A 16,755-nucleotide genomic window follows, 5' to 3' on the forward strand; every position below is an offset into this window, starting at 1 on the left:
CGGTACGGGTCAGTCCCGCGCGTCCTCCGGGATCGACACCAGCCAGCGGGTGTCGGGCCGGGGGCGGAGGTAGAGCGCCCAGTACAGGGTGGCGGCGGCGGTGATGCCTCCGGTCCACACGAGGTAGACGGTCTCCTGCTGGGTCAGGATGTAGGCGAGGACCGCGATGAGGACGGCGGGGACGACGGGCCACAGGGGCATTCGCCAGGCGTGCGTGTGGCGGTGGGCGCCGCGGCGGGAGAGCAGGGCGGCGACCGCGACGAGCAGGTACATGCCGGTCACGGAGACGCCGGTGACGCCGTAGAGGGTGTCGAGGTTGACGAAGCAGAGCAGCGCGCCGGGGACGCCGACGGCGAGGGTGGCGACCCACGGGGAGCCGAAGCGGCCGAGCTTGGAGAGGACGGTGTTGACCGGCCTGGGCCAGGCCCGGTCGCGGGCGGAGGCGAACAGGACGCGGGAGTTCTGGATGACCATGACGATGCCCGCGTTGACGATGGCGAGGGCCACGCAGAGGCTGACGAAGGTGCCGACGGCCGAGTTGGACCAGGCGGTCACCATGGCGCCGATGTCGCCGCCGGTCAGCTCGGTGAGGTCGGAGGCGCCGAGGGTGATGCCGACGACCGGGACCAGGATGATCACGGTGGAGATGGCGAGGGTGGCCAGGACCGTGCGGGCGACGTTGCGGCGCGGGTTCTCCAGTTCCTCGGAGAGGTAGACGGCGGTGGAGAAGCCCTGGGTGACGAAGAGGGCGATCGCGAGGCCGGAGACGATCAGCATCGCGGTCACGGTGTCGGCGTGGCCGTCCGTGCCGGCGACCTCCAGGGAGACCAGGCTGCCCGCGCCGCGCTCGCTGTGGGCGAAGCCCAGCACCGCGACCACGGCCGCCGCGATGACCTCCAGGACCAGGAAGACGCCGGTGATCCAGGCGTTGGCGCGCAGGTCGAGCAGGCCGGCGAGGGTGGCGAGCAGCATCACGGCGGCGCCGGCCAGCGACGGGTCGAGGTGCGCGATCGGGGCCAGGTAGTCGGCCGTGCCCATCGCGATCACCGGCGGGACGATCATCACGACCAGCAGGGAGAGGACGAACACCAGCCAGCCCGCCAGCCGCCCGGCCATCGTGGAGACCATCGCGTACTCGCCGCCCGCGCTGGGGATGAGGGTGCCCAGTTCGGAGTAGCAGAACGCGACGGCGATACAGAGGAGGGAGCCGATCGCGATCGTGAGGGCGGTGGCGGTGCCGAGCGAGCCGAACAGGTCGGGCACGACGACGAACAGCGTGGACGCGGGGGTCACGCAGGACAGGGTCAGCAGGGTGCCGCCGACCACTCCGATGGAGCGCTTGAGCTTCTGGGTGCCGTCCTGGGCGTCGGGGACGGCTGACCCGTCGACGGCGGCCGGGACGGGGCGGAGCGTGTCGGTCATGGAGTTCCGATCGACTGGTGCGGCGAGGTTCGGTCGGGAGCGCTATCGCCTCCGGCGGCTTGGGTGGTACTCGTTCGGGCCGCTCCCGGCGCTGCATGGAACCCCGACGAAAACCACCACGTCAATAGGTGTTCATCTACGGAATCCGTTGATCGGAGGCCGCGTTGGAGAGGTATTCGACAGTGACGGGCAGGCGCCCAGGGGGTGGTGGGGCGTACGGGAACCGTAGGGGCCGTGGCGAAAAAACGTGCCCTCGTCCGCTATCCGGACGTGCGGGCGGGGGATCGCCCTGGGATCCGCCGGGTTCGGGTGCCGCCGCGGCGATGGCACCGGGCCTCCTCGCCGCGCGGACCGGCACCTCACCGAGGCGGTCGAGGCGTTCGCGGCGGACGGGGAGACCGGCGGCCGGTGGGCCGCACACGCGACGACGGCCGGCAGTCGCCCGCACACGACGGCGCCCCGCCCTCCCCTCGACGGGGACGACGGGGCGACTCGTACGGCGCCGTGTCAGTGGTTGCGCGGGAAGCCCAGGTCGACGCCGGCCGGGGCGTCCGCCGGGTCCGGCCAGCGGGTGGTGACGACCTTGCCGCGGGTGTAGAAGTGCGTGCCGTCGTTGCCGTAGATGTGGTGGTCGCCGAAGAGGGAGTCCTTCCAGCCGCCGAAGCTGTGGTAGCCGACGGGGACCGGGATCGGGACGTTCACGCCGACCATGCCGGCCTCGACCTCCAGCTGGAAGCGGCGGGCGGCGCCGCCGTCCCGGGTGAAGATCGCGGTGCCGTTGCCGAAGGGCGACGCGTTGATCAGCGCCAGGCCCTCCTCGTAGGTGTCCACGCGCAGCACGCACAGGACCGGGCCGAAGATCTCGTCCTGGTAGGCCTTGGCGGTCGTCGGCACCTTGTCGAGGAGCGAGATGCCGATCCAGTGGCCGTCCTCGAAGCCCTCGACGGTGTAGCCGGTGCCGTCCAGGACGACCTCCGCCCCTTCCGCCGCCGCGCCGGTCACGTACGAGGCCACCTTGTCGCGGTGGACCTTGGTGATGAGCGGGCCCATCTCGGACGTGGGGTCGTTGCCGGGGCCGATCTTGATCTTCTCGGCGCGCTCGCGGATCCTCTCCACCAGCTCGTCGCCGATGGCACCGACCGCCACCACGGCCGAGATGGCCATGCAGCGCTCGCCCGCCGAGCCGTAGGCCGCGCTGACCGCCGCGTCCGCCGCCGCGTCCAGGTCCGCGTCCGGGAGGACCAGCATGTGGTTCTTGGCGCCGCCCAGGGCCTGGACCCGCTTGTGGTTCGCGGCGGCGGTGGTGTGGATGTGGCGGGCGATCGGGGTGGAGCCGACGAAGGAGACGGCCTTGACGTCCGGGTGCTCCAGGAGGCGGTCGACGGCCACCTTGTCGCCGTTGACGACGTTGAAGACGCCGTCCGGGAGACCGGCCTCGGCGAGCAGTTCGGCGATCTTGAGGGACGCCGACGGGTCCTTCTCGGACGGCTTCAGCACGAACGTGTTGCCGGTCGCGATGGCGATCGGGAACATCCACATCGGGACCATCGCCGGGAAGTTGAACGGCGTGATGCCGGCCACGACGCCCAGCGGCTGGCGGATCGAGGAGACGTCCACGCGGCTGGCGACCTCGGTCGACAGCTCGCCCTTCAGCTGCACGGTGATCCCGCACGCCAGGTCGACGATCTCCAGGCCGCGCGCGACCTCGCCCAGCGCGTCGCTGTGCACCTTGCCGTGCTCGGCGGTGATCAGCTCGGCGATCGCGTCCCGGTTCGCGTCGAGCAGCGCCCGGAACGCGAACAGGATCGTGGTGCGCTTGGCCAGCGAGGACGTGCCCCAGGTGGCGAAGGCGTCCTTCGCGGCGGCGACCGCCGCGTCGACCTCGTCGACGGTCGCGAACGCGACCTTGGTGGTGACCGCGCCGGTCGCCGGGTCGGTGACCGGCCCGTACGTGCCCGACGCGCCTTCGACGGTCTTGCCGCCGATCCAGTGGTTGACGATCTTCGTCATGACCGAGTACTCCTTCACAGATGGCGGCGTCGGGTGGAGACGTGCCGTTCGTACAGCTCACGGGCCTTCACCGCGGACGCTCGGGTCGCGGTCTCGGCCACGGGTACATCCCACCAGGCCTGCGCCGGGGGCGGGCCCGACACTGTGTCTGCCGTTTGGGTCTCGACGTAGACACAAGTGGGAGTGTCGGCGGCGCGCGCCTCGGCGAGGGCCTCGCGCAGGTCGTGGACGGTCTTCGCGCGCAGTACGCGCATGCCGAGGCTGGCCACGTTGGCGGCCAGGTCCACGGGGAGCGGGGCGCCGGTGAACGTCCCGTCGTCGGCGCGGTAGCGGTAGGCGGTGCCGTACCGCTCGCCGCCGGTCTCCTCCGACAGACCGCCGATGGAGGCGTAGCCGTGGTTCTGCACGAGCAGGATCTTGATGGCGATCCCCTCCTGCACGGCCGTGACGATCTCCGTCGGCATCATCAGGTAGGTGCCGTCACCGACCAGCGCCCACACCGGCCGGTCGGGCGCGGCGAGCTTGACGCCGATCGCGGCCGGGATCTCGTAGCCCATGCAGGAGTAGCCGTACTCCAGGTGGTACTGGTCGCGCGAGCGGGCCCGCCACAGTTTGTGCAGGTCGCCGGGGAGTGAACCGGCCGCGTTGATGATCACGTCCGACTCGTCGACGATCGCGTCCAGCGCGCCGAGCACCTGCGGCTGCGTCGGGCGTACGTCGGGCTCCTCGGCCTCGTAGCAGGCGTCGACGCGCTGCTCCCAGCGCTCCTTGTCCTCGCCGTACTCGGCGACGTACGCGTCCGCGACGCGGTGGGAGTGCGTGCCGAGGGCCCGGGTCAGCTCCAGGAGGCCGCTGCGGGCGTCCGCGACGAGCGGCAGGCCGGCCAGTTTGTGGGCGTCGTGGGGCGCGATGTTGAGGTTGAGGAAGCGGACGTCGTCATGGCCGAAGAGGGTGTGGGAGGCAGTGGTGAAGTCGGTGTAGCGGGTGCCGACGCCGATCACCAGGTCGGCGGTGCGGGCCAGTTCGTCCGCCGTCGCGGTGCCGGTGTGGCCGACGCCGCCGACGTCCTGGGGATGGTCGTGGCGCAGCGAGCCCTTGCCGGCCTGGGTGGAGGCGACCGGGATGCCGGTGGCCGCGGCGAACTCGGCGAGGGCCTCCTCGGCGCGGCTGTGGTGGACGCCGCCGCCCGCGATGAGGAGGGGGCGCTTCGCCGCCCGGATCGCCGTGACCGCCTGGGCGAGTTCGGCGGGGTCGGCGCCCGGACGCCGTACCGTCCAGGTGCGCTCGGTGAAGAACTCGTCGGGCCAGTCGTGGGCCTCGGCCTGGACGTCCTGGGGCAGGGCGAGGGTGACCGCGCCGGTCTCCACCGGGTCCGTCAGCACCCGCATCGCCTGGAGGGCGGCCGGGATCAGGGCCTCGGGGCGGGTGACGCGGTCGAAGTACCTCGACACCGGGCGCAGCGCGTCGTTGACCGAGACGTCGCCGGCGTACGGGACTTCGAGCTGCTGGAGGACGGGGTCGGCGACACGGGTGGCGAAGGTGTCGCCGGGCAGCAGCAGCACCGGGAGGTGGTTGACGGTGGCGAGGGCGGCTCCGGTGACCAGGTTGGTCGCGCCGGGGCCGATGGAGGTCGTCACCGCGTGCGTGGAGAGCCGGTTGGACTGGCGGGCGTATCCGACGGCCGCGTGCACCATCGACTGCTCGTTGCGGCCCTGGTGGTACGGCATCTCGTCGGCGTACTCGACGAGCGCCTGACCGAGGCCGGCGACGTTGCCGTGGCCGAAGATCCCCCAGGTGGCGCCGATCAGCCGCTGCCGTACGCCGTCGCGTTCGGTGTACTGGGCGGCGAGGAAACGCACCAGTGCCTGGGCCACGGTGAGCCTGATGGTCATCGGTAACCCCCTGTGGTCGCGGTGTGGGCCGGGTGGAAGCAGATCCGCCACTCCCGGGTCTCGCCGGGTCCGGCCATGACGTTCAGGTAGTACATGGCGTGGCCCGGCTGGGCGATCGACGGGCCGTGCCAGCCATCGGGGACGAGGACGGCGTCACCGGAGCGGACCTCGGCCAGGACGTCGGAGCCGCCCTCGCGCGACGGGGAGACCCGCTGGTAGCCGAAGCCGTCCGGTCCGTCGATCTCGAAGTAGTAGATCTCCTCCAGCTCCGACTCCTCGCCCGGCCGGTGCTCGTCGTGCTTGTGCGGTGGGTAGGAGGACCAGTTGCCGCCGGGGGTGATGACCTCGACGGCGATCAGCTTGGCGCAGTCGAAGGCGTCGGCGGAGGCGAAGTTGCGCACCAGCCGGGCGCAGTTGCCGCTGCCGCGTTCCTCGACGGGGACCTCCGGCGCGGGGCCGTAGCGGGCGGGGAGTTGTCGCTCGCACTTCGCTCCTGCCAGGGCGAAGCGGCCTCCCGCGCCGGAGGCGATCTGGACCCGGGCGTCGCGGGGAACGTACGCGAAGTCGGTTACCGACGCGAACACGCTCTCCCTGCCCAGGAGTTGGAACTCTTCACCAGCTGTTTGCACGGTACATCCGCCTTCCAGCGGAAGCACGATCCACTCGCTGTCACCCGTGGTGAGGCTGTGGGTGCCGCCCGGCGCCAGCTCGACGACGCGCAGGCTGCTGTGCTTCCAGCCGGCCCGTTCGGGGTCGATGTCCAGCACGTGGTGCGCGTCGGCGGTGCTGCCCCGCGGAAGGTACAACTCGTCGTTCATACGGCCCTCACACTCCCTGCGGTGCTCACGTCCGGTGCGGCGCTCACGCTCGACGCGGCCCTCACAGCAGTCCCACGGCGGTGTCCACGGCGCCGGTCACGTCGCCGTCCGCCGGGTACAGCAGCGAACGGCCGACCACCAGGCCGCGGACGGTGGGCAGGCGCAGCGCGCCGCGCCACTTCTCGTACGCCCCGTCCTGGTCGTCGCCCACCTCGCCGCCCAGCAGGACGGCGGGGAGCGTGGAGGTCGCCATGACGTCGGCCATGTCGTCGGGGTTGTCGGTGACCGGGACCTTGAGCCAGGTGTAGGCGGAGGTGCCGCCCAGGCCGGAGGCGATGGCGATCGACTTGGTGACGGCCTCGGCCGAGAGGTCGTTGGTGAGCTTTCCCTCCGGGGTCCGCCGGCTGATGAACGGCTCGACGAAGAGGGGCAGCCCGCGGGCCGCCATGGAGTCGATCGCGCGGGCGGTCGACTCCAGGGTGGTGAGCGAGCCGGGGTCGTCGTAGTCGATCCGCAGGAGCAGCTTGCCCGCGTCGAAGCCGAGACGCTCGATGTCCTCGGCGCGGTGGCCGGTGAAGCGGTCGTCGAGTTCGAAGCGGGCGCCCTGGAGGCCGCCGCGGTTCATCGAGCCCATGACGACCTTGCCGTCGAGGGCGCCCAGCAGGAGCAGGTCGTCGAGGATGTCGGCGGTGGCGAGGACGCCGTCCACGCCGGGTCGGCTCAACGCCAGGCAGAGGCGCTCCAGCAGATCGGCGCGGTTGGCCATGGCCAGCTTGCGGTCGCCCACGCCCAGGGCGCCGCGCGCCGGGTGGTCGGCGGCGACGATCATCAGCCGGCCGGCCTCTTCGAGCAGCGGGCGGCGGGTGCGGCGGGCGGCGGCCTCGGCGATGGCCTCGGGGTGGTGGGTGCGCAGACGGACGAGTTCCGACACGTCGACGGCGGTGGGGGCGGGACGGCCCGCGGTGACGCTAGCGGCGCCGGCGCCCTCGGGCGGGGCGCCTCCCACACGGCCCGCCCTCACAGCACCGCTCCGGCGGCGAGGGCTTCCTCGATCTCGGTGGGCGTCGGCATGGCCGAGGAGCACTCCAGGCGGGAGGCGACGATGGCGCCGGCGGCGTTGGCGTGGCGCATGGTCTTCTCCAGGTCCCAGCCCGCGAGCAGGCCGTGGCAGAGGGAGCCCCCGAAGGCGTCGCCGGCCCCGAGCCCGTTCAGGACCCGCACGGGGAGCGGGGGGACCTCGGCGGAGTCGCCCGCGCTGTTCACGGCCAGGACCCCCTTGGGTCCCTGCTTGACGACGGCCAGTTCGACCCCGGCGTCCAGGAGGGCGCGGGCGGCGGCGTGCGGGTCGCGCACCCCGGTGGCCACCTCCACCTCGTCCAGGTTCCCCACGGCGACGGTGGCGTGCTTCAGGGCCTCCGCGTAGAAGGGGCGGGCGGCATCCGGGCCGGACTGGTCGGACCAGAACATGGGCCGCCAGTCGAGGTCGAACACGGTGGTGCCGGCCTTGGCGCGGTGGGTGAGGGCCGCCAGCGTCGCGGTACGGCTGGGCTCCTCGCTCAGGCCGGTGCCGGTGACCCAGAAGACGCGGGCCTCGCGGACGGCGTCGAGGTCGAGGTCGTGGGCGTCGATCTCCAGGTCGGGCGCCTTGGGCCGGCGGTAGAAGTAGAGCGGGAAGTCGTCCGGCGGGAAGACCTCGCAGAAGGTGAGGGGGGTCGCCAGGCCGGGGACCGGGGTCACCCAGCGGTCGTCGACGCCGAAATCCCGCAGGGCCTCGTGCAGGTAGGTGCCGAAGGGGTCGTCGCCGGTGCGGGTGATCAGCGCCGTGGACCGGCCGAGTCGGGCGGCGGCGACCGCGACGTTGGCCGCCGAGCCGCCGAGGAACTTCCCGAAGGACGTGACCTGCGGCAGCGGCACGCCCGTCTGCAACGGGTAGAGGTCCACTCCGATCCGCCCCATGGTGATCAGGTCGTAGGCCATCGAGTTCCCTTCGTATCGGCTCTCCACGGCTTTCTAGCCCCGCACGGCGGACCCTGTCAATGTTTTGTCCAGACATTCGGACCAGGTCTTGACACCCCCTGCGGGCGCGCCGCACGCTGACGGCCATGACGTCGTTGTCACCTCAGCCCTCACTTTCCCGCATCAGGATCGGCTCGGCCCCCGACAGCTGGGGCGTCTGGTTCCCGGACGACCCGCGGCAGGTGCCCTGGCAGCGCTTCCTCGACGAGGTCGCGCTCTCCGGCTACGAGTGGATCGAACTCGGCCCCTACGGGTATCTGCCGACCGATCCCGCCGTCCTCACCGAGGAGACCGCCCGGCGCGGCCTCAAGGTGTCGGCCGGCACGGTGTTCACCGGGCTGCACCACGGCGAGGCCGTGTGGGAGAAGACCTGGGCGCACGTGGCGGACAACGCGGCGCTCGCGCAGGCCATGGGAGCACGGCACCTCGTCGTGATCCCGTCGTTCTGGCGGGACGACAAGACCGGCGAGGTGCTGGAACCGGACACGCTCACGCCCGAGCAGTGGCGCAATCTGACCTCGCTGACCGAGCGGCTCGGCAAGCGGGTGCGGGAGCGGTACGGGCTGGAGATCGTCGTCCACCCGCACGCCGACACCCACATCGACAGCGAGGAGAACGTCGTCCGGTTCCTGGACGGCACCGACTCCGGCCTCGTGTCGCTGTGCCTCGACACCGGGCACTACGCGTACTGCGGCGGCGACAGCGTCAAGCTGATCGAGACGTACGGCGAGCGGATCGGGTACCTGCACCTCAAGCAGGTCGACCCGGAGATCCTCGCGGAGGTGCGGGCGCAGGAGGTCCCCTTCGGACCGGCCGTCGCACGCGGGGTGATGTGCGAGCCGCCCTCGGGGGTGCCGGCGCTGGGACCCGTGCTGGAGGCCGCGCAGAAGCTGGACGTCGACCTGTTCGCGATCGTCGAGCAGGACATGTACCCGTGCGAGGCGGACGCGCCGCTGCCCATCGCCCAGCGGACCCGGGCGTTCCTGCGCTCCTGCGGGGCGTAGCCCTGCGCGGGCGGGGCGCACCTTTGGGCGGGTAGCCCTTCGAGGGCGGGCGCACCTTTCGGCGGGTAGCCCATCGAGGCCGGGCGCACCTTTCGACGGGTAGCCCATCGAGGCCGGGCGCACCTTTGGTGCACTTGTGTCACCTGCGTCACAAAGATCGATGTTCCGTCACCGATGTCGCGCGTACGCGGGTGAACGGTCACGCCACGTCGACAACCGCTTCCCCGCTGTCACCGTGCGTCGCTGAGTGGGCACAGGCCTGGTGATCGCCAGCGCAGCGCCGGGCTCCCCCCGGCGGCCTCCAGGCCGCCGCCCCCGCAGCGCAGGGAGGTGCGACCCATGACCGACCGAAGGCTCTGGTCCTACAAGGAGATCGCGGCACACATCAAGGTGCAGACGGACACCGTACGGTCCTACCGCAAGCACGGGCTGCTCCCCCCGCCCGACCACGTGGAGGGCGGAAAGCCCTACTGGTACGCCGACACCGTCCGCACCTGGGTCGCCTCCCGGCCCGGCAGCCGGGGTCGCCGAGCGGACTGACCGCCCGGAAAACCGTTCCGTGCCCCACCCCCGGGTGGGGCACAGTGCTGTCCATGGACCCCTGCGACTTCTCCGTCAAACCCCGCCTCACCGGTGAGGCAACGGTGCTGCGGCCCTTCACCGAGGCGGACGCCGAGACCATGTGGGAGATCATCAGGGACCCCGAGGTCGTCCGCTTCACCTTCCCGGCGGACGGCGAACTCACCCTGGAGCGGCTGCGTTCCTGGTACGCCACGCGCTCCGAGCGGCCCGACCGCCTCGACCTCGCCGTCACCGACCGGGCCACCGGCGAACTCGTCGGCGAGGTGGTCCTCCACGAGTACGACGCGTACACCCGCACCTGCACCTTCCGCACCCTGATCGGGCCCCGCGGCCGCGGCCGCGGGCTGGGCACCGAGGCGACCCGCCTGATCGTCGGCCACGGCTTCGAGCGACTGGGTCTGCACCGCGTCCAGTTGGAGGTGTACGGCGACAACCACCGGGCCCGGCGGGTCTACGAGAAGGTCGGCTTCGTGGTGGAGGGCGTGCGGCGGGAGGCCGCGCCGCGGGACGGTGGCTGGGCGGACGAGGTGCTGATGGCGCTCCTGGACCGGGAGTGGGCCGCCCTCACCGCCACGGCTCGACGACCGTGACCCCGGCACCCGGCGCCGTCCCCATCCCCGCCAGCGCGTCCGGTACGGCGTCCAGCGTGATCGTCGAGGTCACGAGCAGGTCGGGCCGGAGCACGCCCGCGCGCACCAGCTCCAGCATCGGGGGGTAGGCGTGGGCGGCCATGCCGTGGCTGCCGAGCAGTTCCAGCTCCAGGGCGATGGCACGGGCCAGCGGGACGGGGGTGGTGCCGTCCGCCGAGGGCAGCAGGCCGACCTGGACGTGCCGGCCGCGGCGGCGCAGGCCGTTCACCGAGGCGGCGCAGGTGGCGGGCGAGCCGAGGGCGTCGAGGGAGAGGTGCGCCCCGCCGGCGGTCAGCGCGCGGACCGCCGCCGCGGTGTCCGGGACGGCCCGCGCGTCCACGCACTCGGCCGCACCGAACGCCCGTGCCAGCTCCAGCGCCTCCGGGGAGACGTCCACGGCGATCACCCGCGCCCCGCAGGCCGCCGCGATCATCACCGCGGACAGGCCCACCCCGCCGCAGCCGTGCACGGCCACCCACTCCCCCGCCGCGACCCGGCCCTGCCGCACGACCGCGCGGAACGCGGTGGCGAACCGGCAGCCGAGGGCGGCGGCGGTGGCGTAGGAGAGGTCGCCGGGGACCGCGACCAGGTTCACGTCGGCGTGGTCCAGCGCCACGTACTGGGCGAAGGAACCCCAGTGGGTGAAGCCGGGCTGGGTCTGGCGCTCGCAGACCTGGTGGTCGCCCGCCGCGCAGGCCGGGCAGCTGCCGCAGCCGCACACGAAGGGCACGGTCACCCGGTCGCCGGGGCTCCACCGGGTGACCCGGGCGCCCACCTCCTCGACGACTCCGGCGAGTTCATGGCCCGGGACGTGCGGCAGGACGATGTCCGGGTCGTGGCCCATCCAGCCGTGCCAGTCGCTGCGGCACAGACCGCTGGCCTCGACACGGACCACCACGCCGTGCTCCGCGGGCCGCGGGTCGGGCACCTCCCTGACTTCGGCCGGCTCCCCGTACCGCTCGAACACCACAGCCCGCACGTGCGGCTCCTTCCACCTGTGCCCGCCCTCACCGACCGTCCCCGGGCCGGGGAGATCACCGCGCATGCTAGGGCCCGCCCCGCACCGTGCGCTCCGACGGTGTCCTTGGCGCACCGGTACGGCGTCGTGCGGCGGGAGCCGGCCGAGCCCCCGTCGGGTCGTGCGGCGGGATCCGGGTCGGCCTCCGTCGGGTCGTGCGGCCGGAGCGGGCTCAGCGCCCGTCGGGCAGGAGCGGCGGAGGAGGTACGACGGTGGGGGCAAGCGGTCGCGGGAACCGGAGGAGGTACGGCGGTGCGAGCCGGTGAACGCGGGAACCGGAGGAGGTACGGCGGTGGGAGCAAGCGGTTCGCGGGGACCGACAGGCGGCCGTCCTGGGAACCCCACAGCGCGGCGTCGCGCCTCGTGCCCCCTCCGGAACCGCTGGTCGGCGAGCGACCCGGCCGCGACGGGGGTGCTTGGAGAAATACCCCCTAGGGGTATAACCTGAATGAAGTGGAGGCCTTCCGGCCAGTTCGGCCCGCCCCCGCCCCCACCGGCCGTCCCCCCGGGCCGGCCACCCCCACCACACGCCTCGACGAGGAGTAACGAGATGACCGCCCACACCGACACCCCGGGTACCGTCACCGCCGTCTACAAGGTGAGCGGCATGAGCTGCGGCCACTGCGAGGGCGCCGTCTCCGGCGAGATCTCCGGGATCCCCGGCGTCACCTCCGTGAAGGCCGTCGCCTCCACCGGCGAGGTCACCGTCGTCTCCGCCACGACACCGGACGACGAGGCCGTGCGCGCCGCCGTCGACGAGGCCGGCTTCGAGCTGGTCGGCCGCGCCTGAGCCACCCCCCTCCGGCATCGGGCCGTGCCGACCGGTCGACACTGGTCGGACACGGCCCGTTCCGTTCCCTGGAGTCACGGACATGCCCAGCACCACCACCACGGCCCCGACGACCGCCGAGTCCGGCGAGGTCGAGCTGCTCATCGGCGGGATGACCTGCGCCTCCTGCGCGGCCCGCGTGGAGAGGAAGCTCAACCGCATGGACGGCGTCACCGCGACGGTCAACTACGCGACGGAGAAGGCGCGGATCAGCTACCCCTCCGGGGTGCGGGTCGCCGACCTGATCGCGACCGTCGTGAAGACCGGCTACACCGCCGAGGAGCCCGCGCCCCCGGCACCCGAGGAGATACCGGCCGAGCCGTCCGGGGACCCCGAGCTGTCGGCCCTGCGCCACCGCCTCCTCGTCTCCGCCCTGCTCGCCGCGCCCGTCGTGCTGCTCGCGATGGTCCCGCCCCTGCAGTTCGACAACTGGCAGTGGCTGTCGCTGACCCTGGCCGCGCCCGTCGTCGTCTGGGGCGGCCTGCCCTTCCACCGGGCGGCCTGGACGAACCTGCGGCACGGCGCCTCGACCATGGACACGCTGGTCTCCGTCGGCACCCTGGCCGCGTTCGGCTGGTCGCTGTGGGCGCTGTTCCTCGGCGACGCGGGCATGCCCGGGATGCGGCACCCCTTCGCACCGACCGTGTCGCGCGCCGACGGAGCCTCCACGATCTATCTGGAGGTCGCCGCCGGGGTCACCGCCTTCATCCTGCTCGGCCGCTATCTGGAGGCCCGCTCCAAGCGGCGTGCGGGAGCGGCGCTCAGAGCGCTGATGGAGCTGGGCGCCAAGGACGTGGCCGTGCTGCGGGACGGGCGGGAGAGCCGGATCCCGCTGGACCGGCTGGCCGCCGGGGACCGGTTCGTGGTGCGGCCCGGCGAGAAGATCGCCACCGACGGCACCGTCGTCGAGGGCGTCTCCGCCGTCGACGCCTCCCTGCTGACCGGCGAGTCCGTACCCGTGGACGTCGGTCCGGGCGACACCGTCACCGGCGCCACCGTGAACGCGGGCGGCCGGCTCGTCGTCGAGGCCACCCGGATCGGCGCGGACACCCGGCTCGCCCGCATGGCCCGCCTCGTGGAGGACGCGCAGAACGGCAAGGCCGACGTCCAGCGGCTGGCCGACCGGGTCGCCGGGGTCTTCGTCCCCGTCGTGCTGCTGATCGCCGCCGCCACCTTCGGTGCCTGGCTGGGCCTGACCGGCGACACCGTCGCCGCGTTCACGGCGGCCGTCGCGGTCCTGATCATCGCCTGCCCGTGCGCCCTGGGGCTCGCGACCCCCACCGCGCTCATGGTCGGCACCGGCCGGGGCGCCCAGCTCGGCATCCTCATCAAGGGCCCCGAGGTCCTGGAGAACACCCGCCGGATCGACACCGTCGTCCTCGACAAGACCGGTACGGTCACCACCGGCCGGATGACCCTCCAGGAGGTGTACGCCGCCGAGGGCACCGACGAGAAGCAGCTGCTGCGGCTCGCGGGCGCCCTGGAGCACGCCTCCGAGCACCCGGTCGCCCGGGCGGTCGCCGCCGGCGCCGAGGAACGGGCCGGGCGGCTGCCGCCGGCCGAGCGCTTCGAGAACGTGCCGGGACGCGGCGTACGCGGGCGGGTGGAGGGCCACGAGGTGGCCGTGGGGCGACTCTTCGACGATCTCCCCGACTTCCCGCCGGACGTGGCACACGCCAGGGAGGAGGCCCAGCGCCTCGGTCGCACGGCGGTCGTCGTCGGCTGGGACGGGGCGGTACGCGGACTGCTCGCCGTCGCCGACTCGGTCAAGGGGACCAGCGCGCAGGCCGTACGGGAGCTGCGCGCGCTCGGGCTCACACCGGTGCTGCTCACCGGGGACAACCGGGCGGTGGCCGAGGCGGTGGCGGCCGAGATCGGCGTCGACGAGGTGGTCGCCGAGGTGCTGCCCGAGGACAAGGTCGCCGTCGTGAAGCGGCTCCAGGGCGAGGGGCGGGTCGTCGCCATGGTCGGCGACGGCGTCAACGACGCCGCCGCGCTGGCCACGGCCGACCTGGGGCTGGCGATGGGCACGGGCACCGACGCGGCGATCGAGGCGGGCGATCTGACGCTCGTGCGCGGGGACCTGCGGGTCGCGGCGGACGCCATCCGGCTGTCCCGGCGCACCCTGGCCATCATCAAGGGCAACCTGGTGTGGGCCTTCGGCTACAACGTGGCCGCGCTTCCGCTGGCCGCCGCGGGGCTGCTGAATCCGATGCTCGCCGGGGCCGCGATGGCCTTCTCGTCCGTTTTCGTGGTGACGAACAGCCTGCGGCTGCGGACGTTCCGCTGACTTCCGCCGACTTCCGCCGACTCTCAAGGACTCGCAGCGAACTACCGGGAAGTTACCGGTGGTTAGGACCAAGTCGAAACCAGGGCCCCCTGGAGTCCGGCGCGCGCCTCACATAAGCTCTTCACAAGGCTCGCGCATCTTCCTTACGCTTGGGCCTCGATCGCCGTATCCGGGCTCTTGCGTAGGTAACGGGACATATGCAAGAGACACAGATCACAGTGATGCGAACGTAACCATCGAAGGGGTTCGACGGTCTAAGTTGACGATGTCAGAAAGCGTCTTGGGGGGCGCGGACTGGCATCTGGAGATGTCTTGGGGGACTTCTCCAGAGATGCGTTGCCGGGGCAGGCACACCGGGAAGCTTTGAGCGGCCCTCCCAGCGTGCGCTGTCCCGGCAGATCGCACACGGCGGGGGTCGGCGAGTTCGCTCGTCGCGCTCGACCCCGCGCACGACAATCACATATGGCATCAGCGAATTCAGGCGCTGTGTCCTCCAGACGCCCGGCCGGATCCCGTGGGGGGAATCCGCACCGGGACATGGGAAGGCGCCCTGGTCGTCGGCCCGTGGGGGGACCGACGCATCAGGGCGCCTTCTTCATGCCTTGCCTCGCCGACGGGCCATGAGGCACGTACGGGGCTGCCCTTCGGGCAGCCCCTCATTCACGCGCGTACACGCCCCGGGCCGCCGAGCCACTCGTCGAGAGGCCCCGCAGGCCCGAGCCGAGAGAGCACGACCCCACCGCGGGGCACCCCGCGAGAGGCGCCCCCACCGGCAGGTGTCAGCGCTCCTCGACCGGCACGAAGTCACGCTCGACGACACCCGTGTAGATCTGGCGCGGGCGGCCGATGCGGGAGCCGGGCTCCTTGATCATCTCGTGCCACTGGGCGATCCAGCCCGGCAGACGGCCCAGGGCGAACAGGACCGTGAACATTTCGGTCGGGAAGCCCATGGCCCGGTAGATCAGGCCGGTGTAGAAGTCGACGTTCGGGTAGAGGTTGCGCGAGACGAAGTAGTCGTCGGAGAGCGCGTGCTCCTCCAGCTTCAGCGCGATGTCCAGCAGCTCGTCGGACTTGCCGAGGGCCGAGAGGACGTCGTGCGCCGCCGCCTTGATGATCTTCGCGCGCGGGTCGAAGGACTTGTACACCCGGTGGCCGAAGCCCATCAGGCGGACGCCGTCCTCCTTGTTCTTCACCTTGCGGATGAAGGAGTCGACGTCGCCGCCGTTGGCCTGGATGCCCTCGAGCATCTCCAGCACGGACTGGTTGGCGCCGCCGTGCAGCGGGCCCCACAGCGCGTTGATGCCGGCCGAGATCGACGCGAACATGTTGGCCTGCGAGGAGCCGACCAGGCGGACCGTGGACGTCGAACAGTTCTGCTCGTGGTCCGCGTGCAGGATCAGCAGCTTGTCGAGCGCGGAGACGACGACCGGGTCCAGGTCGTACTCCTGCGCGGGGACCGAGAAGGTCATGCGGAGGAAGTTCTCGACATAGCCGAGGTCGTTGCGCGGGTAGACGAACGGGTGACCGATCGACTTCTTGTACGCGTACGCCGCGATCGTGGGGAGCTTGGCGAGCAGCCGGATCGTCGAGAGGTTGCGCTGCGTCTCGTCGAACGGGTTGTGGCTGTCCTGGTAGAACGTCGACAGCGCCGAGACCACCGACGACAGCATCGCCATCGGGTGCGCGTCGCGCGGGAAGCCGCGGTAGAAGTTCTTGACGTCCTCGTGCAGCAGGGTGTGCTGCGTGATGTCGTTCTTGAAGACGGTCAGCTCGTCGACGGTCGGCAGCTCGCCGTTGATCAGCAGGTAGGCGACCTCGAGGAAGGTCGACCGCTCGGCCAGCTGCTCGATCGGGTAGCCGCGGTACCGGAGGATGCCCTGTTCGCCGTCGAGGTAGGTAATGGCGGATTTGTAGGCGGCGGTGTTGCCGTACCCGCTGTCCAGGGTCACGAGACCGGTCTGGGCGCGGAGCTTCCCGATGTCGAAGCCCTTGTCGCCGACGGTGCTGTCGATCACCGGGTAGGTGTACTCGCCGTCGCCGTACCGCAGTACTACAGCGTTGTTGGTGTGCTCGCTCACGTCATCCCTCACCGACGTTGTGCCTCTTCTTCGAGGTTGCCCTGACTGTCTCTACCTTCCCCCATTTGGCGCAGGAGAGTGCACTCGGGGTCGGCCATTGGGCTTATCCACGGCACTCAGTGCCGCCAACTTGTTCATCCTGCCGCCTCCGTCACGCTTGCGGAAGT

General features: G+C 71.9%; 13 protein-coding genes. 5 read left to right on the top strand and 8 right to left on the bottom strand.

Annotated elements, in window-relative coordinates; all coding sequences use genetic code 11:
- Nucleotides 1–9: 9 nt before the first annotated feature.
- The 6 genes from ACFYO5_RS04845 to iolC form a co-directional block, all read right to left on the bottom strand.
- On the bottom strand, nucleotides 10–1,422 hold the full coding sequence (locus tag ACFYO5_RS04845) for an APC family permease (RefSeq protein WP_388704208.1): 1,413 nt from the start codon (nucleotides 1,420–1,422) through the stop codon (nucleotides 10–12).
- A gap of 507 nt (nucleotides 1,423–1,929) precedes the next feature.
- The gene (mmsA, locus tag ACFYO5_RS04850; protein WP_356559856.1) at nucleotides 1,930–3,432 is read right to left on the bottom strand and encodes a CoA-acylating methylmalonate-semialdehyde dehydrogenase; all 1,503 of its coding nucleotides are present in this window, start codon (nucleotides 3,430–3,432) and stop codon (nucleotides 1,930–1,932) included.
- 14 nt (nucleotides 3,433–3,446) lie between these two features.
- Complete coding sequence (gene iolD, locus ACFYO5_RS04855) at nucleotides 3,447–5,324, bottom strand: 3D-(3,5/4)-trihydroxycyclohexane-1,2-dione acylhydrolase (decyclizing) (protein WP_388704212.1); 1,878 nt, start codon at nucleotides 5,322–5,324, stop codon at nucleotides 3,447–3,449.
- On the bottom strand, nucleotides 5,321–6,142 hold the full coding sequence (iolB, locus tag ACFYO5_RS04860) for a 5-deoxy-glucuronate isomerase (protein WP_388704215.1): 822 nt from the start codon (nucleotides 6,140–6,142) through the stop codon (nucleotides 5,321–5,323). Before iolB ends, iolD begins: the two co-directional genes overlap by 4 nt.
- Nucleotides 6,143–6,203: 61 nt before the next feature.
- Complete coding sequence (locus ACFYO5_RS04865) at nucleotides 6,204–7,073, bottom strand: deoxyribose-phosphate aldolase (RefSeq protein WP_388704730.1); 870 nt, start codon at nucleotides 7,071–7,073, stop codon at nucleotides 6,204–6,206.
- Nucleotides 7,074–7,159: 86 nt separating this feature from the next.
- Nucleotides 7,160–8,119 carry a 5-dehydro-2-deoxygluconokinase gene (gene iolC, locus ACFYO5_RS04870; RefSeq protein WP_356559859.1) on the bottom strand — a complete coding sequence of 320 codons (960 nt, stop codon included), beginning with the start codon at nucleotides 8,117–8,119 and terminating at the stop codon, nucleotides 7,160–7,162.
- 125 nt (nucleotides 8,120–8,244) lie between these two features.
- Here iolC and ACFYO5_RS04875 point away from each other — a divergent pair, with 125 nt between their 5' ends.
- From ACFYO5_RS04875 to ACFYO5_RS04885, 3 genes are all read left to right on the top strand, one after another.
- A complete protein-coding gene (locus ACFYO5_RS04875) occupies nucleotides 8,245–9,162 on the top strand; it encodes a sugar phosphate isomerase/epimerase family protein (RefSeq protein ID WP_388704218.1) in 918 nt (305 codons plus the stop codon).
- A gap of 339 nt (nucleotides 9,163–9,501) precedes the next feature.
- Nucleotides 9,502–9,702, top strand: a complete 201-nt coding sequence (locus ACFYO5_RS04880; RefSeq protein ID WP_356559861.1) for a MerR family transcriptional regulator — start codon at nucleotides 9,502–9,504, stop codon at nucleotides 9,700–9,702.
- Nucleotides 9,703–9,755: 53 nt separating this feature from the next.
- Entirely contained in the window at nucleotides 9,756–10,334 is a 579-nt protein-coding gene (locus ACFYO5_RS04885) for a GNAT family protein (protein ID WP_356559862.1), read from the top strand.
- Here the strand turns inward: ACFYO5_RS04885 and ACFYO5_RS04890 are convergent.
- The gene (locus tag ACFYO5_RS04890; RefSeq protein WP_388704221.1) at nucleotides 10,309–11,352 is read right to left on the bottom strand and encodes a zinc-dependent alcohol dehydrogenase family protein; all 1,044 of its coding nucleotides are present in this window, start codon (nucleotides 11,350–11,352) and stop codon (nucleotides 10,309–10,311) included. The two genes, ACFYO5_RS04885 and ACFYO5_RS04890, sit on opposite strands and share 26 nt — an antisense overlap.
- A 589-nt stretch (nucleotides 11,353–11,941) precedes the next feature.
- Here ACFYO5_RS04890 and ACFYO5_RS04895 point away from each other — a divergent pair.
- Nucleotides 11,942–12,181, top strand: coding sequence for a heavy-metal-associated domain-containing protein (locus tag ACFYO5_RS04895; RefSeq protein ID WP_356559864.1), 240 nt, complete (start codon nucleotides 11,942–11,944; stop codon nucleotides 12,179–12,181).
- 82 nt (nucleotides 12,182–12,263) lie between these two features.
- Complete coding sequence (locus ACFYO5_RS04900) at nucleotides 12,264–14,510, top strand: heavy metal translocating P-type ATPase (RefSeq protein WP_388704224.1); 2,247 nt, start codon at nucleotides 12,264–12,266, stop codon at nucleotides 14,508–14,510.
- 779 nt (nucleotides 14,511–15,289) lie between these two features.
- Here ACFYO5_RS04900 and ACFYO5_RS04905 read toward each other — a convergent pair.
- Nucleotides 15,290–16,588 (bottom strand): citrate synthase, encoded by a 1,299-nt coding sequence (locus tag ACFYO5_RS04905; RefSeq protein WP_388704226.1) that lies wholly within the window; start codon nucleotides 16,586–16,588, stop codon nucleotides 15,290–15,292.
- Between the last annotated feature and the right edge of the window lie 167 nt (nucleotides 16,589–16,755).

Source organism: Streptomyces sp. NPDC006259, assembly GCF_042870975.1.
Taxonomy (GTDB): domain Bacteria; phylum Actinomycetota; class Actinomycetes; order Streptomycetales; family Streptomycetaceae; genus Streptomyces.